Source organism: Streptomyces sp. NPDC002698, assembly GCF_042888945.1.
Taxonomy (GTDB): Bacteria; Actinomycetota; Actinomycetes; order Streptomycetales; family Streptomycetaceae; genus Streptomyces.
The window spans coordinates 17498-40606 of sequence record NZ_JBIAQM010000032.1 but is presented as its reverse complement, the minus strand read 5'-3'; the positions used below and the strand labels follow the sequence as shown (position 1 = coordinate 40606).

20 protein-coding genes are annotated in these 23109 nt (G+C 71.1%); 5 read left to right on the top strand and 15 right to left on the bottom strand.

What is annotated here, in order from left to right:
- Positions 1 to 30: 30 nt before the first annotated feature.
- The 3 genes from ACFYW9_RS31935 to ACFYW9_RS31925 all read right to left on the bottom strand — a co-directional run bounded on the left by ACFYW9_RS31935 (position 31) and on the right by ACFYW9_RS31925 (position 3495).
- A complete protein-coding gene (locus ACFYW9_RS31935; protein WP_389157720.1) occupies positions 31 to 483 on the bottom strand; it encodes a hypothetical protein in 453 nt (150 codons plus the stop codon).
- Between the two features lie 361 nt (positions 484 to 844).
- Positions 845 to 2446 (bottom strand): TROVE domain-containing protein, encoded by a 1602-nt coding sequence (locus tag ACFYW9_RS31930; RefSeq protein WP_389157717.1) that lies wholly within the window; start codon positions 2444 to 2446, stop codon positions 845 to 847.
- A 509-nt stretch (positions 2447 to 2955) separates the two neighbouring features.
- Positions 2956 to 3495, bottom strand: coding sequence for a YbhB/YbcL family Raf kinase inhibitor-like protein (locus tag ACFYW9_RS31925; RefSeq protein WP_389157714.1), 540 nt, complete (start codon positions 3493 to 3495; stop codon positions 2956 to 2958).
- 154 nt (positions 3496 to 3649) lie between these two features.
- Here ACFYW9_RS31925 and ACFYW9_RS31920 point away from each other — a divergent pair, with 154 nt between their 5' ends.
- Positions 3650 to 4342: a GntR family transcriptional regulator gene (locus ACFYW9_RS31920; RefSeq protein ID WP_389157711.1), complete on the top strand. Its 693-nt coding sequence runs from the start codon at positions 3650 to 3652 to the stop codon at positions 4340 to 4342.
- Positions 4343 to 4640: 298 nt separating this feature from the next.
- Here the strand turns inward: ACFYW9_RS31920 and ACFYW9_RS31915 are convergent, their stop codons facing one another.
- From ACFYW9_RS31915 to katG, 3 genes are all read right to left on the bottom strand, one after another.
- On the bottom strand, positions 4641 to 5312 hold the full coding sequence (locus ACFYW9_RS31915) for a DUF4232 domain-containing protein (protein ID WP_389157708.1): 672 nt from the start codon (positions 5310 to 5312) through the stop codon (positions 4641 to 4643).
- 321 nt (positions 5313 to 5633) lie between these two features.
- The gene (lpdA, locus tag ACFYW9_RS31910) at positions 5634 to 7034 is read right to left on the bottom strand and encodes a dihydrolipoyl dehydrogenase (protein WP_389157705.1); all 1401 of its coding nucleotides are present in this window, start codon (positions 7032 to 7034) and stop codon (positions 5634 to 5636) included.
- 125 nt (positions 7035 to 7159) lie between these two features.
- Positions 7160 to 9382, bottom strand: a complete 2223-nt coding sequence (gene katG / locus ACFYW9_RS31905; RefSeq protein WP_389157702.1) for a catalase/peroxidase HPI — start codon at positions 9380 to 9382, stop codon at positions 7160 to 7162.
- Between the two features lie 592 nt (positions 9383 to 9974).
- On the opposite strand from katG, the gene ACFYW9_RS31900 reads away from it, so the two are divergent.
- Both ACFYW9_RS31900 and ACFYW9_RS31895 read left to right on the top strand, forming a co-directional pair.
- The gene (locus ACFYW9_RS31900; RefSeq protein ID WP_351866527.1) at positions 9975 to 10385 is read left to right on the top strand and encodes a Fur family transcriptional regulator; all 411 of its coding nucleotides are present in this window, start codon (positions 9975 to 9977) and stop codon (positions 10383 to 10385) included.
- 173 nt (positions 10386 to 10558) lie between these two features.
- Positions 10559 to 11050 carry a GNAT family N-acetyltransferase gene (locus ACFYW9_RS31895; RefSeq protein ID WP_389157844.1) on the top strand — a complete coding sequence of 164 codons (492 nt, stop codon included), beginning with the start codon at positions 10559 to 10561 and terminating at the stop codon, positions 11048 to 11050.
- Here the strand turns inward: ACFYW9_RS31895 and ligA are convergent.
- Entirely contained in the window at positions 11038 to 13140 is a 2103-nt protein-coding gene (gene ligA / locus ACFYW9_RS31890) for an NAD-dependent DNA ligase LigA (protein WP_389157697.1), read from the bottom strand. The genes ACFYW9_RS31895 and ligA overlap by 13 nt on opposite strands.
- 354 nt (positions 13141 to 13494) lie before the next feature.
- Between ligA and ACFYW9_RS31885 the strand changes: the two genes are divergently transcribed.
- Positions 13495 to 14286: a TrmB family transcriptional regulator gene (locus ACFYW9_RS31885; protein ID WP_389157694.1), complete on the top strand. Its 792-nt coding sequence runs from the start codon at positions 13495 to 13497 to the stop codon at positions 14284 to 14286.
- 17 nt (positions 14287 to 14303) lie between these two features.
- Positions 14304 to 14468, top strand: a complete 165-nt coding sequence (locus ACFYW9_RS31880) for a helix-turn-helix domain-containing protein (RefSeq protein WP_389157691.1) — start codon at positions 14304 to 14306, stop codon at positions 14466 to 14468.
- Positions 14469 to 14495: 27 nt separating this feature from the next.
- Here the strand turns inward: ACFYW9_RS31880 and ACFYW9_RS31875 are convergent, their stop codons facing one another.
- The 8 genes from ACFYW9_RS31875 to ACFYW9_RS31840 all read right to left on the bottom strand — a co-directional run bounded on the left by ACFYW9_RS31875 (position 14496) and on the right by ACFYW9_RS31840 (position 22897).
- Positions 14496 to 14870, bottom strand: a complete 375-nt coding sequence (locus tag ACFYW9_RS31875; RefSeq protein WP_389157841.1) for an ArsR/SmtB family transcription factor — start codon at positions 14868 to 14870, stop codon at positions 14496 to 14498.
- A gap of 277 nt (positions 14871 to 15147) precedes the next feature.
- Entirely contained in the window at positions 15148 to 15522 is a 375-nt protein-coding gene (locus tag ACFYW9_RS31870; protein ID WP_328664489.1) for a hypothetical protein, read from the bottom strand.
- Positions 15523 to 15693: 171 nt separating this feature from the next.
- Positions 15694 to 17694 (bottom strand): acetoacetate--CoA ligase, encoded by a 2001-nt coding sequence (locus ACFYW9_RS31865; RefSeq protein WP_389157687.1) that lies wholly within the window; start codon positions 17692 to 17694, stop codon positions 15694 to 15696.
- Between the two features lie 29 nt (positions 17695 to 17723).
- Positions 17724 to 18302: an RBBP9/YdeN family alpha/beta hydrolase gene (locus ACFYW9_RS31860; RefSeq protein WP_389157684.1), complete on the bottom strand. Its 579-nt coding sequence runs from the start codon at positions 18300 to 18302 to the stop codon at positions 17724 to 17726.
- Positions 18299 to 19651, bottom strand: coding sequence for an MFS transporter (locus ACFYW9_RS31855; RefSeq protein WP_389157681.1), 1353 nt, complete (start codon positions 19649 to 19651; stop codon positions 18299 to 18301). The genes ACFYW9_RS31860 and ACFYW9_RS31855 overlap by 4 nt, the downstream gene beginning before the upstream one ends.
- A gap of 33 nt (positions 19652 to 19684) precedes the next feature.
- Positions 19685 to 20593, bottom strand: coding sequence for a TauD/TfdA family dioxygenase (locus ACFYW9_RS31850; protein ID WP_351866505.1), 909 nt, complete (start codon positions 20591 to 20593; stop codon positions 19685 to 19687).
- A gap of 50 nt (positions 20594 to 20643) precedes the next feature.
- Complete coding sequence (locus ACFYW9_RS31845) at positions 20644 to 21618, bottom strand: quinone oxidoreductase (protein ID WP_351866502.1); 975 nt, start codon at positions 21616 to 21618, stop codon at positions 20644 to 20646.
- Between the two features lie 226 nt (positions 21619 to 21844).
- Entirely contained in the window at positions 21845 to 22897 is a 1053-nt protein-coding gene (locus tag ACFYW9_RS31840; RefSeq protein ID WP_351866499.1) for a 3-keto-5-aminohexanoate cleavage protein, read from the bottom strand.
- Positions 22898 to 23109 lie beyond the last annotated feature (212 nt).

Here is a 23109-nt window from a genome sequence, read left to right as displayed (position 1 = left end):
ACCGCGGTCCACCTGTATCGCGGGCTCTGGTCAGTGGCCGCCGCTCGGGGGCTCACAGTTGCTGCCGTCGGGGTAGCCGCCGAAAGCGTCCGCCTCGGTGGAGCCACTGCTCATCGTGCCCTCCACACACCAGGGAGAGACGCCGATGTCGATGAGGAAGCCGACCTCGGCGGACCCGTTCCGGTACGCCCGTACCTTCTCGGCGGAGTAGCCGAGACCGGTGAGCGCGTCGCGGACGCTGTCCGGGGCGAAGTCGCCACGCCGGCGCAGCGGTTCGAGCGCGTCCTTGACGTGTCCGACGACGGTCAGCCCGTCGCAGCGGTTCCGGCCGTGGAGCGGAAAGGGAACCCTGAAGCCGTGGTTCTCGGCGTAGTGGTCGGCCGGTGACTCGGTCGGGCCGGGGATGGCGGCGGACGTGGACTCCGCCGGCTCGGGGCTCTCGCCCGGACAGGTGAAGTCCACCGGTGTGCTCGGCGTCGCCATGCCGGTCGGCGTCGGACGCGAACTCGGGTACGTGTCGGCGGCATCCCCTGCCCGCTGCGTTCCGCACGCTGTCGCCGACAGGACCAACACCGCTGACGTCAGCATCCCGAGCCGGACTCTCGTCTTCCTTGGCGTCGTCATTCCCCGATCCTTTCCCGCAGCCCGGCGGGCGTCATGAGTACTCCTACTCATGACCGCGACATCGCGTCGGCCGTCGACGGCGAACCCCGGCGATCGGTGTGTGGGAGGAGTCGTGGTCGTCGGCGCCGCACCGGGGGCCGGCCACCCCGCGTGCCACCCCGCGTGCCGCGCCGCGGCCGGTGGCGCACCCGGTCCACCGGCCGCGGGGCGACCGTACGGATCACGCCGGTTCGGCGGTCCACGGCCACGCGGCCTCGCGGCCGGCCTCGATGAGGCCGGCCATCCGGAACGCGGCGTCCGTGAGGCCGCCGAAGGTGTGCCGGCGGGGGCCCGCCGGGCCGTGGGCGGGCCGGTATCCCGCGAGGTTCCAGGTGTAGACCGGGATGCCGGGCGGGACCGGCCGGGCCGGGTCCCCGTGGCAGAGGCAGGGGGCGGCCTGCTCGTCGGTGACGATCAGGACCCGGTCGTGCCCCCGGTAATGGGTCCGCACCGCCTCCGCGGTGTGGGTGCCGCCCATGTCGTGGAACCGTTTCAGCACCTCGAGCACCGGCTCACCCGCCTCGAACAGGACCCGCGCGCTGCTCGAGCCGAACTCCACCAGATCCGCCTGCTCGGCACGCATGGCCAGCGCGGTGCCGAACACGGCCGCCGCGTCCGCCCGGGTCAGCTTGGACCGCTCGGAGACGGTGTCGTAGAACATCGAGCCGGACCGGTCCACCAGGATCAGGGTCCGGCCGGGCAGCGGCGGTACGTTGGCCAGGGAGTGGGTCAGTGCCTGTTCCAGCGCGGCCGCCCAGCGCTGCGACGGGGCGTGCTGGTGGGCGGCCAGATAGCGGAAGGGGAACTGCCGGGACCGGGCCACCTCGGAGGCGTTCGAGAGACGGGCGGCGACCTGGGCCGCGACGTCGTCCGAGACTCCCGCCTCGTCGAAGTTCCGCAGGTTCCGCAGGAGCGCCATCGGCGCCATCGTGGGGATCACGGCCTCCCACACGGCGGCGTCCATCGGTCCGTGGAGCCAACCCGCCAGCATCTCCCACGTCATGCCCGCCGCGGCCAGCCGCTCGGAGCCGCCCGGCCCGGTCACCAAGGCGCGCCGCTCGTCCGCAGGCGCCTCCATCAGGGTCCGGTGGGCGGTCAGCAGACGGTCGGAGGACGGCGGAACCGCCTGTTCCGGGTGGTGGCGGCGGTCCAGGGCGTACCGGAAGAGCGCACCCTGCCAGGGCTTGTCCGGGTCGGGGGAGGCGTGCACCAGGTTGAGCACGTCGCCGAAGCGCAGACCCTTGGACGCGGTGTCGTACTTGAGCAGGGACCGAGACGTGTACAGACGGCGTACGCCGTCGGCGATGCCCCGTTTCACCGGCTGCGGCACGTTCCGCCCGTACGCCGAGATCCAGTGGGCGAGCAGTTCGCCGGGCTCGTCGGCGCGCTGGAGCACCGAGTCGATCACGGACCGGTTGGACGGGCCCCCGGACTCCCCGGCCCTGAGCCGGGCCCGCACGTACGCGGCGGCGCCGACCAGGGACGCCGTGCGCATGTTGCCCTCGCCGCGAAGCCAGCGCAGCAGGCCGGCCGTCCACTCGGGGTCCTGGAGAGCGAGTTCACCGACGAGGCGGGCGTACCGGTCGTCCCGCTCCGCACCGCTCTCGTAAAAGGTGCGCTGGGAGACGAAGTTGCCGACCGCGAGCAGGAAGAGTTCCTCGCGGGGTTCCCGGACGAAGGCCGGGCCGCCCTCGTAGGTGCGGAGGTCCGGCGCGCACTCGTGACCGAGCCGTGGTGGGGACAGGGTGCGGGCGGTGGCCGAGATGTGCGGGGCCACGAGCATCTCGGACCAGATCTTGGAGACGCGCAGGGTGTGACGAGGCAGTGAATCCCCCCGGATTCAAAGGACTTGGACGGCCCCGGCCAGAAGGCCTTCGGGGCGAAGACGCCCCGACGGGGCGAACGCGCCCGCGCCTGCCGAGATCAAAGGTGGCGGCGGCGTTACTTGGTTTCAGAAGGAAGTAGCCGCAGCCGGGCGCATCGGAGGCGCGGTCGCGATCCCAATGTACAAGCGTCATCGGGTGGCACACCAGCGATTTAGTACTCCAGCGGCTTTTCGCTGTCCGGCCTGGTCAGAGGCGTTGTCGGGAGTGCGGTCGGCTGATGGCGGGTCAAGTCCCGGAGATGCCGCCGCGCTCCTTCCCGGCTCGCTGCGCCGCGGGTCGGAAGGAGTGCGGCGGCATTCACCCGTCACATGTCGATCGAGAGACCGGTCGGCGCGGTGACCTGTCACGTCGAGGATGGTGCGGAGACGTGTCTCCGTGGTGTCGACGAGTCGGGGCGTGCTGCCCGTCAGGCGGGGGTTTCGGCGGTGGCGGTCAGGACCGCGCGGCCGAGGATGTGACCGGCCATGGTGAAGCCGAGGACGGCCGGGGTGGCGTCGGCCGCGACGCCGATGGAGGCGACGTCGAGGGCGTGCACCACGGTGAAGTAGCGGTGCGGGCCGTGCCCGGCCGGCGGGGCGGCGCCGATGAAACGGGCTGCGCGGGCGTCGTTGGGCAGCTGGAAGGCACCCTCGGGCAGGCCCGAGCCGGTGTCGTCGCCGGCACCCTCGGGCAGCTCGGTGACGGTGGCGGGGATGTCGGCGACCGCCCAGTGCCAGAAACCGGACCCGGTGGGGGCGTCGGGGTCGTAGAGAGTGACGGCGTAACTCTTGGTGCCTTCCGGGGCGCCGCTCCAGGACAGCTGCGGGGAGACGTCCTTTCCGCCAGGGACGCCGAAGATGCCGGAGAACTGCTCGGGCGACCAGGCGGCGCCGTCGGTGAGGGTGGTGCTGGTGACGGTGAAGGAGGCCGCCTCGGGGAGGCGGGCGAACGGGTCGTTGCTGCTCATCGCGTCGTTCCTTTCGTGCCGTACTGAGGGGTGGTGATGCGGTCGGCGGAGGGTTGACGGCGTCGGGTAGAGGTACCGCCGTCGTCTTCGGCGACCAGCAGATCGACGATAACACCAATAATCGATTATTTTCTGGATCGTCTATGCTGACGGCATGACCCAGACGGCCCACACCTCGACCTCGCCGGGGAAGCAGATGCTCTCCGAGCAGGTCTACGCGCACCTGCGGGACGCGATCATGCGCGGCACCTACGCCCCCGGCGACGCCCTCAAACCGCAGGACCTCGCCAAGGAGCAGGGCGTGAGCCTGGCCGTCGTGCGCGAGGCGCTCGTGCGGGTGGTCGGCGAGGGTCTCGCCGACCGGCTGCCCAACCGCGGTTTCGCGGTCCCGTCCTTCTCCGACCGCCGCTGGCAGGAGATCGCGGAAGCCCGCCGGACCATCGAACCGGTCATGCTGCGTATGTCCATCGAGCGCGGCGACGTCGACTGGGAGGCCCGTGTACGAGCCGCGCACCACCGTCTGGTCCGCACCCCGGCGTACGTGCCGGAGGGGGGCGAGTACTACAGCGGCGCATGGGCCGAAGTCCACAGGGCTTTCCACCGCACCCTGCTGGAGGGCTGCGGCAACCCCGTCCTGCTGGAGACCTTCGACCGGATGTGGACCGCGAGCGAGCTGGCTCGCCGCTGGTCGGCGCACCGCGACCCCGACCGGGACGGCGCCGACGAACACCGCCGGCTGGAAGAGGCGGCGCTGGCCCGCGACGCCGACACCGCGGTCGGCCTGCTGGCCGAGCACCTCACCCTGACCGCGGACGTACTGACCGACCGCACCCCCTCGAACCCGTGAAGGAGGCCTGATACGCCTCGCCGCCCCGGCCGGGTGCGTCGTCCGCGCGGCGGTTCGGCCGATGCGGAACCCGGCGGCGAGCCGGGAGCCTGCGGCGGCGGTCACCCTCACGGGTGACGATGAGCACGGTGGCCCACTCGACCAGGGGGTGGGGCAGGCCGAGTGCGGCAGGGTGCGGAACCGACGCGGCTCCTGCGCCTGGGGGTTGAGGCTTCGAACACCTCCCCCAGCGGCACAGGAGCCTCGTGCGTCGCGGACGTCGAGCCCGTCACCCGATCAGCGGCCACGCTGAAAGAGCTCAGTAGGTCAGCGCGTCCTCGGCGGTACCGAAGAAGCTGGTGACCTGGCTGTCGTTGACCGTGATGGGGCCACCGCCGACCGGAACGGTCGTCGGGCTCTCGGAAGCGGTGAGTGCCACCTCCACCTTGTCGGCGCTCTTGCCCCCCGCGGTGTCGGCGCGCGAGAACATGATCCCGGCATACGCGCTCTCGCCGGGCTTCAGAATCCAGTCCTTGCCTTCGGGTCCCATGTGCCCGGCGGCGCCGTCGAGTCCCGGAATCGTGATCACCAGCTCGTTCGCCGGCAGCAGGCAGGGGTCGCTGCCCTTGTTGCCGGCGGTCAGCAAGGCGTGGTTGACAGGCCTGGACGCGACGGTGACTTTGTAGGTGAGGTCGGCGGTCTCGCACATGCCGACACCTCCGTCCTGGTCGTCGTCGGCCCCGGGCTTCGGCGACGACGGCGGGGTGCTGGGGCTGCCGGAGGGCTTCCCGCTGCCGCCACCGTCACCCGGGTCGGCCGACGAGGGCGTCTCGGTGCCCTCGTCCGTACCCGTGGCGGAAGGGCTCGCGTGCGTGCCCGGGGTGGCCACGTCGCTCTCGGCGTCACCGTTGCATGCGGTCAGGGCCAGGACGCCGATCGACAGAGCGGCGAGTGCGGCGGTGGTACGGCGTGAACGAGCTGTGCGAGCCATGAGAAGTCCCCCGGGATTCGGAATGTCCCGGTGATCGTGCCTCATGGGAGCGGTGCCACCGCCTGATCGCACCGAGTGGGAGCGGTCTTCGGACAGGTTCGTGACATTGTGACGGTGACCGTGGCGAGGGAGTACCGGCGTAGAGCGGTGGCCGTACACGCGGCCGGCCCGGCCCGGCGAGGCCCAACTCGGGATCCGTGCCCACGCCGGCTGCTGGGCCACCGTCCCGGATAGGTCCCGGTGAAGTCCCGGAGACGCTGCCGCACCCCTTCCCGGCTCGCCACGCTGCGGGCCGGGAAGGAGTGCGGCGGCGTTCACCCGTCACATGTTGATCATGTGGCCGGCCAGCCCGTGTACGGCCTCCTTGACCGCCTCGCCGAGTGTCGGGTGCCCGTGCACATTGCGCGCGACCTCGTGGACCGTCAGGTCCCACTGCTGAGCGAGCGTCAACTCCGGCAGCAGTTCGGTGACTTCGGGGCCGATCAGATGGGCGCCGAGGAGTTCGCCGTAGCGCGCGTCACTGAGGATCTTGACGAATCCCGCCGTCTCGCCCAGGCCGTGGGCCTTTCCGTTCGCCGTGAACGGGAACTTCGCCACCTTGACGTCGAAGCCCCTCTCGCGTGCCTGTGCCTCGGTCCAGCCGAAACTGGCGATCTGCGGCTGGCAGTAGGTCGCCCGCGGGATCATGACGTAGTCGAGTTCCATGGTCTCCGCGTCCGCGATCGTCTCCGCGGCGACGATGCCCATCGACTCGGCGGCGTGGGCCAGCATCAGCTTCGCCGTCACGTCTCCGATGGCGTAGATGTGCGGCACGCTGGTACGGCACCGGCCGTCGATGTCGATCGCACCGCGGTCGGTGAGCTTCACGCCGGTGTTCTCCAGCCCGTAGCCCTGCACGCGCGGCTGGAACCCGATCGCCTGGAGCACCTTGCCGGCTTCCAGCGTCTGCCGCTGCCCGCCCGTGGTCACCATGACCTTGACCCTGTCCCCGGAGTCGTCGATCGCCTCGACACGCGTGGAGGTCAGCACGTTGATGCCGAGCCGCTTGTAGCGGCGGGCCAGTTCGGCGGAGACCTCCTCGTCCTCCAACGGGACGATCCGGTCGAGGAATTCGACGAGGGTGACCTGGACGCCGTAGTTGTGGAGCACGTAGGCGAACTCCACGCCGATGGCGCCGGCGCCCGCGATGACGATGCTGTCCGGGAGGGTGTCCGACAGGATCTGTTCCTCGTACGTCACCACACGCTCGCTCAGTGAGGTCCCGGGGAGCAGCTTGGTGGTGGCGCCGGCGGCGACGATGCAGTTGCCGAAGGTGACCGTCTCCGTGCCGCCGTCGGCCAGGGCGACGTCGAGCGTGTGGTCGTCGCGGAAGGTGCCACGGCCGCTGTACTGGGTGATCTTGTTCTTCTTCATCAGGTAGTGGACGCCCTTGACGCGTCCGTCGGCCACCTTGCGACTGCGGGTGAAGGCCGCTCCGTAGTCGAAGCTCACCTCCCCGTTCACCTGGATACCGAAGGTCTTGGCCTCCTGGGTGAAGATGTGGGCGAGCTCCGCGTTGCGCAGCAGCGCCTTCGACGGGATGCACCCCACGTTGAGGCACACACCGCCCCAGTACTTCTCCTCGATGATCGCCGTGCTGAGTCCGAGCTGGGCGGCCCGGATCGCCGCGACATATCCTCCCGGGCCGGCGCCCAGGACCACCACGTCAAAGTGTGAGCTCATGACCTTCAGCCTAGAACGCCACCGCCCCCGGCGGCGGGACGGGCGCGGCCGGGAACACCGCGGCCTCTCCCGCCGGGGAACGCGTACGGGCCGGCCCCCGCGAGGACCGGCCCGTACTCAAGGCGTCAGACGAGGTCGAACCGGTCCAGGTTCATGACCTTGTCCCAGGCGGCGACGAAGTCCTTGACGAACTTGGCCTGGGCGTCGTCGCTCGCGTAGACCTCGGCGAGCGCGCGCAGTTCGGAGTTCGAGCCGAAGACGAGGTCGGCACGCGTGCCGGTCCACTTGACCTCGCCGGTGGCGTCGTCGCGGCCCTCGAAGGTGGTCGCGTCCTCCGACGTCGCCTTCCACGTCGTGCCCAGGTCGAGCAGGTTGACGAAGAAGTCGTTGGTGAGCTTGCCGGGGGTCGCGGTGAGGACACCGTGCGAGGACTGGCCGTGGTTGGCGCCCAGGACACGCAGACCGCCGACGAGGACGGTGAGTTCAGGCGCGCTCAGGGTCAGCAGGTTCGCGCGGTCGAGCAGCAGGTACTCGGCCGGCAGCCGGTTGCCCTTGCCGAGGTAGTTGCGGAAGCCGTCCGAGACCGGCTCCAGCGCGGCGAAGGACTCCGCGTCGGTGTGCTCGTCCGTCGCGTCCACACGGCCCGGGGTGAAGGGCACCTGGACGTCGTGACCGGCGTCCTTGGCGGCCTTCTCGACCGCGGCGACGCCGCCGAGGACGATCAGGTCGGCCAGCGAGACGTGCTTGTCACCGGAGTTGAAGTCGCGCTGGACACCCTCCAGCGTGCGCAGCACCGTCGCCAGCGTGTCGGGGTCGTTGGCCTCCCAGCCGCGCTGCGGCTCCAGACGGATGCGGCCGCCGTTGGCGCCGCCGCGCTTGTCGCTGCCGCGGAACGTCGAGGCCGACGCCCACGCGGTGAAGGCGAGCTGAGCGACCGTCAGGTCCGAGCCGAGGATCTTCGCCTTGAGGGCGCTGATGTCGTCGGCTCCGATGACCTCGCCCTCCGCCTCCGGCAGCGGGTCCTGCCACAGCAGCGTCTCCTCCGGGACCTCCGGGCCGAGGTAGAGGGACTTCGGTCCCATGTCACGGTGGGTCAGCTTGTACCAGGCCCGCGCGAAGGCGTCCGCGAACTCGGCGGGGTTCTCGTGGAAGCGGCGGGAGATCGGACCGTAGATCGGGTCGAAGCGCAGCGACAGGTCCGTCGTGAGCATCGAGGGAGCGATCTTCTTGGCCGGGTCGTGCGCGGCGGGGACGGTGCCCTCGCCCGCGCCGTCCTTCGGCTTCCACTGGTTGGCGCCCGCGGGGCTCTGGGTCAGCTCCCACTCGTAGCCGAAGAGGTTGTCGAAGAAGCCGTTGCTCCACTGGGTGGGCGTGGTGGTCCAGGTGACCTCCAGGCCGGAGGTGATGGCGTCGGCGCCCTTTCCGGTGCCGTACGTGTTCTTCCAGCCCAGGCCCTGCGCCTCGATGGGGGCGGCCTCGGGGTCGTCGCCGACGCTCTCCGCCGGGCCGGCGCCGTGGGTCTTGCCGAAGGTGTGACCGCCCGCGATCAGGGCGACCGTCTCCTCGTCGTTCATCGCCATCCGGCGGAACGTCTCCCGGATGTCGCGGGCCGCGGCGAGCGGGTCCGGGTTGCCGTTCGGGCCCTCGGGGTTGACGTAGATGAGGCCCATCTGGACGGCGCCGAGCGGGTTCTCCAGCTCACGGTCGCCGGTGTAGCGCTGGTCGTCGAGCCAGACGCTCTCGGGACCCCAGTACACGTCCTCCTCGGACTCCCACACGTCCTCGCGGCCGCCGGCGAAGCCGAAGGTGTCGAAGCCCATCTGCTCCAGGGCGACGTTGCCGGTGAGGATCATGAGGTCGGCCCAGGAGAGGCTCTGGCCGTACTTCTTCTTGACGGGCCACAGCAGACGGCGGGCCTTGTCCAGGTTGCCGTTGTCCGGCCAGCTGTTGAGGGGGGCGAAGCGCTGCTGGCCGGCACCGGCACCGCCGCGGCCGTCGCTGATGCGGTAGGTGCCCGCGCTGTGCCACGCCATACGGATCATGAAGGGGCCGTAGTTGCCGAAGTCGGCGGGCCACCAGTCCTGCGAGGTCGTGAGCACCTCGGCGATGTCCTGCTTCACCGCGGCGAGGTCGAGGGCCTCGAAGGCCGCCGCGTAGTCGAAGTCCTCGCCGAGCGGGTTGGCCACGGCCGGGTTCTTGGCGAGGATCTTCAGGTTGAGGCGCTCCGGCCACCACTGTCGGTTTCCGCCGCCCTGGGTCGGGTGCGGAGCGCGGTCGTGTGCGACCGGGCAGCCGCCCGAGGCCTCGGTTTTCGCGTCGGTGACGATCGCGTCGTGGTTCTCAGACATGGGAATCCTTCCGGATGGGCCGATCTCGGTGCTCAGCGACTGCGGGTGGGGGGAGCGGCCGGGGCGGGGCCCCGGCGGGCGGCCCCGGAACCGTCGACGGAGCCGACGGGGAGGCTGTTCTTTTCGGACGATAACGGGCGAAGGGGATGACCGGCCGCGTGGCCGGGAGCGGGGACGCCGTACGCGGCTCGCGCCGGACCGGCTGGACCGGTCCGATACGGGGTACGCATCCCGCCACGGCGGGCGGACGGAGGGCTGTGCGCGGCGTACGGGCAGGTGCGGCGCCGGGTCGCCCGTCCCGGCGGCGATCGCGTCGCCGCCGAGGCGGTCCCGGGGTCCGGGAGGGTCCCGGGCTGCGTGTCACGGCGGCCGTCACGCGCAGGCCGGCGCCGCGTGGTTCCACGGCGGTGGTCCCGACATCTGTGTCTCTCCTGCTCGTACCGAAGTCTTCTTGTCCCTTGGCCAGTGCCAAAACCGATCCTACGATGGACAGAGTCCAAGTCAAGAAGAACACCAGACCCATATTCGATCGGACCCAGGATGCACACCGATAAACTGCGGGTTCCCACCGATCCTGAAAAGGTGAACCGATATGAGTGACCTGCTGGAGCGACTGCGAGGACGTGGCTGGCGGATGACTTCCCAGCGGCGCGTCGTTGCGGAGGTCCTCGACGGTGATCATGTGCATCTCACGGCCGACGAGGTGCATGCCCGTGCGGCCGAACGGCTGCCCGAGATCTCCCGGGCGACCGTCTACAACGCGCTGGGGGAACTGGTCTCGCTCGGCGAGGTCATCGAGGTCTCGACCGACGGCCGCGCCAAGCGCTACGACCCCAACGCGCACCGGCCGCACCAGCATCTGGTGTGCTCCGCCTGCGGCACCGTCCGTGACGTCCACCCGACCGGCGACCCGCTGGCCGACCTTCCGGCGACGGAACGATTCGGGTTCACCGTGGCCGCCGTGGAGGTCACCTATCGAGGGCTGTGCCCTTCGTGCGTCTAGGATCCGCCTGGATCCCGGCGGATGACGGTCGGCGGTGATCCTTTCGGCGACCTGCCCCGGGGCGGGTCACCCGTGCGGCCTAGGCTTCCGCCGTGAACAGCACCCAGTGGGACATCTCGCAGCCGATACGGATCCGGCCGGGCGGCCCGGCCGACGCGCCCGCCGTTCTGGACATGCTCGATGGAGCGGTGGTCTGGATGAACGCCCGGGGCAACACCGAGCAGTGGGGCACGACCCCGTACTCGGGGACGGCGAACGGGGCGGAGCGCGTCCGGCGGTACATGACCGAGAACGCGCCCTTCGTCGCGGAGGCCGGCGGAACACCCGTCGGGGCCCTGGTCCTCGACACCGGGCCCAGCCCGCAGATGCCGATCGAGCCCGCCGCGGAACCCGAGCGGTACGTCCGGCTGCTGGTGTCCGACCGACGGTACGCCGGCCGCGGCATCGGGGCCGCGCTCCTGGCCCACGCCGTCGAGGAGACGCGGCGGGCCGGAGTCGAACTGCTGCGGGTCGACTGCTGGGCGGGCGGCGGGGGCGAACTGGTCGCGTTCTACGAGCGCCAGGGGTTCACCCCCGCCGAGCGATTCCTGTCCGGGACCTGGCCGGGCCGGGTACTGGCCCGGCGGATCGTCGTGCCGAGTGAGCGGAGCGATCAGGCGAGGTAGTCGGCGACGAGTTCGGCGAACTCCTCCGGCGCCGCGAGTCTGACCCCCAGGGTCTCGGCCTTGGCACGCTTGGACCCGGCGCCCTCGCCCGCCACGACCAGGGTCGTCTTCTTCGACACGCTGGAGGAGGAACGGCCGCCGGCCCGCTCGATGAGCTCGTTCATCTGGTTGCGGCTGAGCGGCTCCAGGGCCCCGGTCATCGCACCCGTGACCACCACCGTCATCCCGGCCAGCGGCCCGCCGGCGCTCCCGCCCTCCTCCGCGTCCGGGCCGCCCTCGCCGCCCTCGCCGGGTGCGGCGGGCGGGGTGGCCCCGGGCTCGGTCATGTTGACCCCGGCGGCGACGAGCCTGTCGATGAGCGGGGCCAGTTCGGCCAGCTCCGCGACGATCGAGGGGGCCTTCTCCGTGCCGATGCCCTCGACCCGCTGCATCGTTTCCGCATCCGCCGCGCGTATGTGCTCCATCGTCGCGAAGTACCGGGCGATGCGCCGGGACATGGAACGGCCGGTGCCGCGGACACCGAGCGCGCACAGCACCCGGGACAGCGGTCTGCCCTTGGCCGTCTCGATCGCCGTGAGGAGGTTGTCGGTGCTGGTCTCACCCATCCGCTCCAGGCCGAGGAGCTGCTCGCGGGTCAGGCTGAACAGCCCGGCGAGATCGGCGACCAGACCGCTTTCCACGAGCTGGACGACCCGTGTGTGGCCGAGGCCCTCGATGTCGAGCTGGTCGCGGCCCGCCGCGTACGAGAGCGCGGCGACGAGATGGCAGTTGCGGCCCTGCTCGCAGCGCCACCGCTGCTCGCTGGTGTCGATGGCGGATCCGCAGTTCGGGCACGTCTCGGGGAAGACGACGGGCTGTTCCTCGCCGGTGCGCAGATGGGCGACGGGCGCTTCGATCCGCGGGATGACGTCACCGGCGCGGTGGACCATCACGTGGTCGCCCAGCCGCAGATCGCGGCGCGTGATGTCCGCCGGGTTGTGGAGGGTGGCGTACGTGATGGTCGAGCCGTCGATCTCGACCGGCTCCAGCACGCCGCGCGGGGCGATGATGCCGGTGCGGCCCACGTTCCACTCGACCGCCAGCAGCCGGGTGATCTTCTCGACGGCCGGGAGCTTGTACGCGATCGCCCAGCGCGGCGCGCGGGAACCCGACCCGGCGGCCCGCTGGTCGGCCGCCAGGTCGGCCTTGACGACGATCCCGTCGATCCCGAACGGCAGCTCGGCGCGCAGCGCCCCGATCTCCTGGACGCGGGCCAGGACCTGCTCGGCGGTCGCCGCCGTGATCCCGGGGACGGCCGTGCTCGCGGTGGTGTTCACACCCAGCTCGGCCGCCCGCGCCATCAGTTCGCTGTGCGCGAGCTCGCCCAGCCGCGCGGCCTCCTCGGCCCCGGTGCCGGGCACCGGCAGCAGGCCGTAGCCGAAGAAGGTCATCGGCACCGTGTAGGCGCGTTCCCTGGCGCGCAGCGTGCCCGCCGCGGCGTTGCGCGGGTTCGCGAACGGCTGCCCGCCGTGCGCGGTGCGCACCTCGTTGGCGTGCTCGAACTGCGCCGTCGTCATGAGGACTTCGCCGCGTACCTCCAGCGTGAGGGGCTCCGCGAGTTCGCCGGGCAGGCCCTCGATCGTCCCGATCGCGTGCGACACGTCCTCACCGGCCGTGCCGTCCCCACGGGTGATCAGCCGGGTGAGCCGGCCCTCGTGGTAGCGCGCCGCGATGGCCAGGCCGTCGAGCTTCGGTTCGACGCTGTACCGCTCCACCTCGTGACCGGTCCGCCGGGCCAGCGACGCCGTCCAGGCGGTGAACTCCTCGGGCGAGAAGACATTGTCCAGGCTCAGCATCGGCACCGTGTGCGGGACGTCCCCCTCGACGGCACCGCCCGCGACCTTCCCGGTCGGCGAGTCGGGCAGCACCTGATCGGGATGCTCGGCCTCCCAGGCGGCGATGCCGCGCACGAGCCGGTCGTACGCGTCGTCGTCCAGCACGGACGTACCGCCCTCGTAGTAGGCGGCCGACGCCTTCAACGCGTCCTCGACCGCCTGCGCGTAGGCGACGGCGTCCACGATCACTGCAACAGGTGTTGTCATACCCGTCATCCTGCCTGCCACCACTGACAATGCCCTCCGGAGCGGGCCCGGGGGCCGTGGAGAGCGGTCGCCGCGGACACCCCCGCGGGCCCGTCTCCTACGGCGACGGCCGTCATCGGCGCACGGGACGCCCGGACCCTGCGGCCACCGGCCACTGGACCGCCCGATTCGACGCCTCCCACCAGTGATCCGTGTCTCCCGAGGCCCGCACTTGGGACGATGCGGGCAACAGCGTCACGCGGGAGGTGACACGGGCCCACGGCTTGAAGTAGACCTTGGAAGAACCGTGAGTTCGGGCAGGCCACGGGTTTTCGCAGCCCCCGTCCCGTCCGGCGTCACCACGCCGACTTCAAGGAGTGGCCCATGCTCGCCGCGCTCGGTCTCGGTCCGGCCGAGGAGGAGATCTACCGCCTCCTGGTGGCCCGGGGACGGGCTGCCGTCCACGAACTGGCCGCCGACGGTGGCCGCCCCGAGTCCGAGGTGCGTGAAGTCCTCACCGATCTGGCCGGGCGCGGTCTCGTCGTGCGTCTGGCGAGCGAGGGCGCGGTCACCAGGTATCTCGCGGCACCCCCCGCGGTGGCGCTGGGCGGGGAACTCCGGCGGCGCCGTGACGAGTTGAGTGCGGCGGAGCACGCGGTGCTCACTCTCGCGGAGCAGCACCGCACGGGTGCCGAGGGCGGCGCGGTGGAAGTGATCAGCGACATCGACGCGGTTCGCCACCGGTTCAGACAGCTCCAGGAGTCCGCCCGGCAACAAGTGCGGGCGATGATGGTGCCCGAACAGACCGTCGTGTCGCGCAGCGACAACGTCGCGGAGGGGGCCGGTGTCCGGCGTGGCGTGCTCTACCGGACGATCCTGCACCGGGAGGCGCTGACCGAGCCCGGAGCGCTGGCGCAGGCCCTCGGGGCGCTCGAAGCCGGACAGCAGGTCAGGGTCGCCGACGCCGTGCCGGTCAAACTCATGATCGCGGACCACGAACTGGCGATGCTTCCCTGTTCAGCGGCCGCAACATCGCGGCCGCATCGGTGCTGGTGCACGTCGGCGGCCTGCTGGACGCGCTGGTCGCCTATTTCGAACTGGCCTGGGAGCAGGCGTACCCGCTGTCGCCGCACACGACGGGCGACGGCGTCGCCGAGCAACGCGCGGACGCCGTAGACGCGTTCGACGCCAGGATGCTCGCCCTGGTCCTCGCGGGACTCACCGACCAGGCGGTCGGTGCGCGCCTCGGCGTCTCCCGCCGCACGGTGCAGCGGCGCATCGGTGAACTCATGACGCGGGCGGGCGTGGAGAGCCGTGTCCAGCTCGGCTGGCACGCCGCGCGCAGGGGGTGGGCCTGACGGACCGTCAGGCGGCTGTCCCGGGCGTCAGTGTCCCCGGACCGCGGGTGAGGGCCGTACGGACCGGGTGACGACGAGGTCCGGCTCGCGCGGACCGGGGGGCAGGCCCGTGCCGACGTCCGCCTGACGCAGCTCGGCCAGCAACTCGGTCTGCCCGGCGAGCAGTTCGGTGAGGATGCGGCGGGCGGCGCGCAGCAGCTCGGCGACATCGCCGCCCGCCAGGGCGTAACTGACGGTCGATCCCTCGCGGATCGACACCACGATCCCCGAGCGGCGCAGCACGGCCAGCTGCTGCGAGAGGTTGGAGGGTTCGACCTCGATCTCGCTGAGCAGGTCGCGTACCGAGACGGGTCCGCTCTGCAGCAGTTCCAGGACCCGGATGCGCACCGGGTGTCCGAGCATGCGGAAGAACTCGGCCTTGGCCTGGTAGAGGGGAACCTGCCTGGTCAAAATCGTTCGCTCCCTGCCGCCTGGGACGGTCTGTTGCTCCGGCTGGTGCGGTGGCTCTCCGCTGCTCGGCTGGTGCGGTGGCTTCCGAGCGCCCGCCGCGAGCGGTGCCGTAAGGACCGATCCTGGCGGCTCCTCCTCCGCATGCCCACGTGATTGAGTCGATCTGGATGTACCCAATTGAAGAAGTCTTCAAGTCGTGGGCATGCGAAGGCGCGGAGAGCGTGGCTGTCTACACCTCTAGTTCGGATTCGATGCGTGCGAGCTGGTGGCGGGCCATGGCCAGGTTCGAGGTCGCCTTGTTCAGCACGAGGTACAGGAACAGTCCGTTGCCGTTGCGGCCCGTGAGCGGCCGGATCACGTGGTACTGGTTCTCGAGCGTGATGAGCACGTCCTCGATCTTGCTCTTGAGCCCGAGGTGTTCCATCGTGCGCACCTTGGCCCGGACCACGTCGGTGTTGCCGGCCGCGGCGACGTTCAGGTCGAGGTCCTTGCCGCCCCCCAGCGTGCCCAGGGCCATGCCGCTCGTGTAGTCGACGAGGGCCACGCCCAGCGAGCCCTCGATCGACGTCATCGTCTCCTTGAGGGAGATCTCCACATTTGCCATACCGATGTCTCCTTCGGGTCACCGCGCGGACGGAGGAGTTCCCGACCGGCCGGTGACTCGGACCCTACGGACCGTCCGCGACGCGCGGCCGGGTTGTTTCGGGACTGGCGGAAGGAGCATCGAAAGGCGTACGGGATGACAGATGGTTGATCACCGGTGACCGGTTGTTGATCACGAATGGCGCCCGGCGCCCCCTGCGCCGGTGGCCGCGAACTCCGCGAACCACGCCAGCATCTCCGGGTGCGTGATGGACCCCTCGCTGCTGACCTCGCCGGGGCGGGCGCCCTGGAGGACGCGCTTGACCGGGACCTCGAGCTTCTTGCCGGTGAGGGTGCGCGGGACGGCGGGGACCGGCACGATCACGTCGGGCACATGGCGCGGGGACAGCCGGCTCCTGATGGCCGTGGCGATGTGCCGGCGCAGACCGTCATCGAGCGCGGTTCCCTCGGCGGGTACGACGAACAGCGGCATGAAGTAGGCGCCGTCGGGCTGTTCCACCCCGATGACGAGACTGTCGGCGATCTCCGGGAGCTGGTCGACGACGGCGTAGATGTCGGCGGAACCCATGCGCACACCCGAGCGGTTCAGGGTGGAGTCGGAGCGGCCCGCGACGACGACCGACAGGTCCGGGTCGATGGTGACCCAGTCGCCGTGCCGCCACACCCCGGGGTAGGTGTCGAAGTAGCTGGCCCGGTAGCGGGCGCCGTCCGGGTCGCCGACGAAGCGCAGCGGCATGGACGGCAGCGGCGCGGTCACCACCAGCTCGCCCTGTTCGCCCGTCAGCGGCCGTCCCTCGGGGTCCCAGGAGGCCAGGGCGACGCCGAGGGAGGGCGCCTGGATGCGGCCGACGCGGACGGGCAGCAGCGGGGTGCTTCCCGCGAGTACGGAGCAGACGTCCGTGCCGCCGCAGATGGACTGGAGCCGCACTCCGGGTGCCAGCCGGTCGTGGACCCAGCGCCAGGTGCTCGGCGGCAGGGTCGACCCGGTCTGCAGGACGGTCCGCAGCCGCCCGAGTCCGAAGGTGTCCGCGGGACGCGTGTCGGCCTTCTCGGAGGCGGTGAGATAGGCGGCGCCCACGCCGAGCACGGTCGCTCCGGTCCGTTCGGCGATCTCCCACGCGCCGTCGATGCCGGGATACGTCGGGCTGCCGTCGTACAGGACGACGGTGCTGCCGTGCAGCAGCCCTCCGACCAGGAAGTTCCACACCATCCAGCTGGTGGAGGTGATGAAGAGGTAGCGGTCGTCGGCGCGCAGGTCGACGCCCAGGCCCAGTGCCTTGAGCAGTTCGACCACGATGCCGCCGTGGCCCTGCACGATCCCCTTCGGTATCCCCGTGGTTCCCGACGACCACAGGATCCACAACGGGTGGTCGAAGGGCAGGTCGGCGAACTCCGTCGGACCCTCCGCGGACGGCAGCGCGGACCAGGCGTGCTGGTGGACGTCGGGCCGGCCGGACCACGGCTCCGTGGGGGTGTCGAAGACGTTGTCGACGGCGAGGACGTGGCGGACGGTGGGCAGCCCGTCCGCGAGTTCGGCGACCTCGGGGCGCCGGTCGTAGGTCTTGCCGCCGTAGCGGTATCCGTCCGCCGCCACGAGGACGGCGGGCTGTGCCTGGCGGAGCCGGGCGAGCACGCTGGGCGTGCCGAAGTCGGGGGAGCAGGCCGTCCACACGGCGCCGACGGCGGCCGTGGCGAGCAGCGCCACCACGGTCTGGCGGAGGTTGGGGAGATATCCGGCCACGCAGTCGCCGGGCTCCACGCCCATGCGCCGCAGCGCCGCCGCGACATCGGCGACCTGCCGGCGCAGCTCGCGCCAGGAGGTCTCCTCGGGGGTGCCGCCCTCGGTCAGACAGACGAGCGCGGGGCGGGCGTCCGTGGCCCGGGCGAAGCAGCGTTCGGCGAAGTTCAGCCGGGCGCCGGGGAACCAGTCGGCTCCCGGCATCGACGCCCGGCCCAGTACCTCGTCGTAGCCGGTGACCGCGTCCAGCCCGTAGAACTCCCACACCGCCGACCAGAATCCCGCGAGGTCGGTGGAACTCCACCGCCACAGCGCGGCGTAGTCGGAGAAGTGGAGTCCCCGTACTTCGCTCACCCAGTTCATGAAGCTCGCGGCGTTGGAGTCCTCCAACTCGCGGCGGCCGGGGGACCACAGCAGGTCGGTGTCGGTGTTCATCGGGTGCCTTCCTGGGCTGGACGCGGCGTTCAGCCGGTTTCCACGTCGCGGAGCAGTTCTTCCGCGCGCGGCCACGGGCCGTAGCCGGACGCGGGGTTGAGATGGCCGACCTCGCCGAGTTCCACCAGGGCGCCGCCCCAGTCGCGGGCCAGTGCGGCGACCCGCTCGGCCGTGCCGAGGGGATCGTTCGCGCTGGCGGCGACGACGCTGGGGAAGGGCAGCGGGGTCCGGGGCACCGGTGTCCAGCCGTGCTCGCCGAGCACTTCGGGTGTCGGATAGCCCTCGGGCAGCGGGGTGTCGAAGTCCGGCGGCGTCACGAGCAGCGCTCCGCGCACCTGTGCCGTGTGCCCCGCGGCCCAGTGGACCGTGGTGATCACGCCGGCGCTGTGCGCGACGAGCACGACGGGGCCCTCGGCCTCCGAGATCACCTTGTCGAGCGCCGCCACGCGGGCCGCGCGGCTCAGGGAGTCCTCGGTGAGCGGCGGGACGGTGCGCACGGTGCGCCCGGCCTCCGCCAGCCGGTCCGCCAGCAGGGTCTGCCAGTGGTCCTCGACGTGATCGCGCAGCCCCGGGACGATCACGACGACCGGGTCGGTCCGGGTGCTCACGCGGTCACCACCGCGTCCTCCGGCTCCGCCGCCGGGGCGGGGGCGCCCGTCAGGCGGAGCAGGTCACGCTCGTAGAAGTGGCGGCCGACCAGGAACGCGAGGGTGGCGGCGAGCGCGGCGAGCGGGATGACCCGCAGGGCGCCGAGCAGTCCCATGTGGTCGGCGAGCGCGCCCGTCACGGCGGGCCCGGGAGCCAGCCCGAGCAGGCTGTTGGCGAGGGTCAGGGTGGCGAAGGCCGTCGCGGAGATGGCGGCGGGGGTCAGGTTGGCCACCATGGCGGTCGCGGGACCGGCGGTGCCGGCCGACAGCAGGGCTCCGGCCGCCAGCACCGCGAGCTGGAGAGGTCCGGTCGGCAGCCGGAAGGCGGTCATGAGCAGGACGAGCGAGCCGATGCTGCACCCGATGGCGACCGCCCATTTGCGGATGGGGAACGCCCGGCTGATGCGGTCGGAGACGATGCCGCCGCCGATCATGCCGACGCCGATGACGAGGATGAAGATCCCGGCGGTCGCGCCCGCCTTGGCGGTGGGCATGTCGTAGTAGCGGTTGAAGAAGCTGGGCAGCCAGGCCATCAGGGAGGCGGCGATGAACAGTTGGAGACCGCTGCCCACGTAGGCGCTGATCACCGACACGGAGGAGAACAGCCGGGGCAGCAGCACGCGCAGCCGGCCCTGCGGTCCGCCACCGGGCCCGGTGTCGGTGGAACCGGCTTTCGGCGTCAGTCTCTTCTCGGTGACGACGACCCCGTAGACCGCGGCCAGCACCAGACCGAAGACGCCCATGACGCCGAACGCCCAGCGCCAGCCGAAGTGTTCGGCGACGGCGCCGCCGATCGACACGCCGAGGACCGAACCGAAGGCGCCGCCCGCTATGAAGGCACCGGACAGGGTGGCGCGCAGACCGATCGGGAAGATGCTCAGGACGACGGCGATGCCGACGCTTCCGTACGCCGCCTCGCCGATGCCGACGAAGAGCCGGCCGACGAGCATCTGGTCGTAGCTCGCGGAGACCGCGCAGCCCAGGGTCGCCACGCTCCACATCACCGCGGCCAGCAGCAGGCTCTTCACCCGGCCCCAGCGGTCGGCCATCAGCGACATGGGGAACGTGAGCAGGCCGACCATGAGGGCGACGACGCTACTGAGCGTGCCGAGCCTCGCGTCCGAGAGCAGCCACTCGCTCTTGAGGTCGGGGAAGACGGCGTTGAGGACCTGCCGGGACATGTAGTCGGACAGCAGCAGGCCGAAACTGAGGGCGAAGACCACCCAGGCGTAGCGTCGGGACACGGGCCATCCGGACGAGGCGGTCGTGTCCGTCTCGGGGATGGGCCCAGCAGCGGTGTGCAATTCCATTGTCATCACCTCAGGCGCTCTTGGAGGAAGGGGCTAGAACGGTCTGTCGCCGACGATTCCCGCGCGCTCCATCCGGCGGACGGCGGGCCAGTAGTCCTGTACGGCGTAGTGCTGGGTGGAGCGGTTGTCCCAGATGGCGACACTGTTCGGGGTCCAGCGCCAGCGCACCTGGTACTCCGGGATCGCGGCCTGGCCGATCAGGTAGTTGAGCAGGAGGCCCGCGCCGGGGGCGAAGTCCTGCCCGAACCGCACGTTCTCGGGCGTGTGGTAGTTGACGAAGTGCGTGGTGAACGCGTTGACGAAGAGGATCTCCTCGCCGGTCTCGGGGTGGACGCGCACCACCGGGTGCTCCGCGTCGGGGAACTGCGCCTTGAGGGCGTGCCGCTTCTCCTCGGGCATCACGGCGCCGAAGGTGGCCTCGATGCTGTGCCGGGCGCGCAGGCCACGGATCTTGGTGCGGATGTCCTCGGGCAGCCGGCGGTACGCCTCGGCCATGTTGACCCAGATCGTGTCCCCGCCGACGGGGGGACCCTCGATGCAGCGCAGTACCGCGCCCATCGCCGGGTTCTGGCGCCAGGTGCCGTCGGTGTGCAGGGCGTTCTCGTAGTGCTCCGCCGGGCTGTCCAGGTCCTTGTAGATCCGCACCAGGCCGGGGTTCTCGGGGTCACTGCCCGCCACCGGGTGGTCCTCCAGCGCGCCGAAGCGCTGGGCGAACGCGACGTGTTCGGCGCGCGTGATGTCCTGGTCGCGCAGGAACAGCACCTTGTACTGGAGCAACAGAGACCTGATCTCTTCGAAGAGGTCGTCGTCGCGTGCGGCGTCGCCGAGGTTCACTCCGGACAGTTCCGCGCCGATGCTACAGGTCAGCGGTTCGACCCTGATCGAGCCGCGGTGGTGGGCGCGGACCGGGGCGCCCTCGGGGGGAGCGAGCGTGTGTTCCATGGTGCTTCCTCCTGGAGAGTGTGGAGTTGACCGAGGGGGAGCGGTGGGGCTCAGAGCACGAAGACGGACGATCCGGTGGTCTGCCCCGCTTCCAGGTCGCGGTGTGCCTGGGCGGCGTCCTCGAGGGCGTACCGCTGGTTGACCTCGATGGTGATGCGGCCGGAGGTGACGTGGTCGAAGAGCTCGCCCGCGAGTTCCGCCCGCTCCGCGGGGTCCGCGATGTAGTCGGCGAGCGCCGGCCGGGTGACGAACAGGGAGCCCTGGACGGCGAGTTGCATGGCGTCGATGGGCGGGACGGGTCCGGAGGCCGTGCCGAAGCAGACGAGCAGGCCGCGGCGGCGCAGCGACGCGAGCGAGGAGGCGTAGGTGGTCCTGCCGACGCTGTCGAAGGCCACCGGGACCCCGGCGCCGTCGGTGAGTTCGCGCACCCGCTCGGCCACGTTCTCGGACCGGTAGTGGATGACGTGGTCGCAGCCGTGCGCCCGGGCCAGCTCGGCCTTCTCCTCGGTGGAGACGGTGCCGATGACGTTCAGTCCGAGCAGCTTGGCCCACTGGCAGACGATGAGGCCGACGCCGCCCGCGGCCGCGGTCAGCAGGATCGTGTCACCCGCCTTGAGGGGGTGGATCCTGCGGAGCAGGTAGGCGGAGGTCAGACCGCGCATGGTCATCGCCGCCGCGGTCTCGAAGCCGATGCCGTCCGGCAGCCGGATCAGGGAGCCGACGGGCATGACGCGCTCGGTGCTGTAGGCGCCGAGCGGACTGCCCGTGTACGTGACCCGGTCGCCCTCGGTGAACTCGGTGACGCCCGCGCCGACCGCCTCGACCACGCCCGCCGCCTCGACGCCGAGTCCGGCGGGCAGCGGCGCGGGGTAGAGCCCGGTGCGGAAGTAGGTGTCGGCGAAGTTGAGTCCGACGGCGTGGTGGCGGATCCGGACCTCGCCGGGGCCGGGGTCGCCGACGACGACCTCCTCCCAGCGCAGGACCTCGGGACCGCCGGTCTCCTTGAATCGAATGGCGTGGGCCACTGGGGGGCTCCCGTTGTTCGTGTCGGGTGGATGGGGAGAGGAGGGGGCCGCCGGAACCGGGGGGTCTGGTCCCGGCGGCCCCGTGGCGTGTGCTTCCGCCCCGGCCGGGCGGGTGGCACCGCGGGGCCGGGCGCCGGGCGGCCGCACCGGCGATCGGCGCGGCAGCCGGCGCGTCGCGGGTCGGCATCCGGCGGTCGGCGTCGTGGCGCGGTGGAGCGCCGCCGGGTCAGGCGTCGCGCAGCATGAAGCCGCGCTGTCCGGGACGGCGGTTGGGCACCATGCCGAGCTGGGCGAGCGTCTCGTCGGTGCTGGAGTAGGTCTCGCCGATCTTGTAGATCTTCCTGGCCTCCGCGCCGGTCGCGATGTCACGGCCGAGCGCCCGGGAGATCTGCACCATCTGCTCGACCTGCTCGACACTGGACATGCGCTCGCCCTTGCGCCGCCACAGGTTGTCCTCGTTGCCCACCCGGACGTGCACGCCGAGTGCGATGCCGATCGCGTTCATGGGCGCCACGGCGCGCATGGAGGCCTCGATGGTGAGGACGGCGCCGTCGGGGACCCGGCGGACGAACTCGATCAGGTCGGCGGGGTGGCGGCCCGCGAAACCGCCGCCGATCGCGACGTAGTTGAGGACCAGCGGGCCTGTGTGGACACCGGACCGGATCAGCCGCTCCACGGTTTCGAGCTGGGCCAGCGTCGCGAGCTGGAAGTGCGGCTGGATACCGCTCGCGTGCAGCCGCTTCAGGTGCTCCAGGTAGAAGTCCGGACCGGCCTCCAGGTACATGTCCCGGTACGCCTTGTAGTAGTCCGGCTTGGCGATCGAGGTGCCCTCCAGATCGTCGTCGGTCATGATCTCGACGATGTTCATCTGGCTGGTGTTGATCGCGATGGTGACCTGGTCCGGCTTCGGGTCCAGGTCGGCGAGCATGTGCCGGCTGTCGAAGTCGAGCCACTTGGCGTCCGCGCCCTCGCCCTCCGGGGCGAACGAGATGGACCCGCCGATCTGCAGGACCATGTCCGGCACGGCCTCGCGCAGCCGTCCGATCAGCTCGTTGAACATGGACAGCCGCTTGGAGCCCTTGCCGTCGAGCTCGCGGACGTGGATGTGGAGAACGGTGGCACCGGCGTTGTAGCAGTCGACGGCCGCCTGCACATGCTCGTCCATCGTCAGGGGAAGGTCGTCGGCGTCGCCGGGAAGCCATTCGGGCCCGTAGGGAGCGGCCTGGATGACGAGCTTTTCCTGGTTCTCGGGGAACAGTGAGTCGTCGTGGAAGTGCACGGTCCGTCTCCTTCGTCGGATCAGTGATCACTCGCCGGGGGCATCACCGCGTGCTGCGCGGGCCTGGGACGTCCGGCGGGGATCGATGCGGGTCACCGGTGACAGCGGGCGCGAGGCGGCCCGCTGCGATCGGCCGGTCCGGAGGGAGCCCGGGGGAGTGGTTCGGCTCCCTCCGACGGCCGACCGCGTTGTGCTGTGCGGTGGTGCAAAGG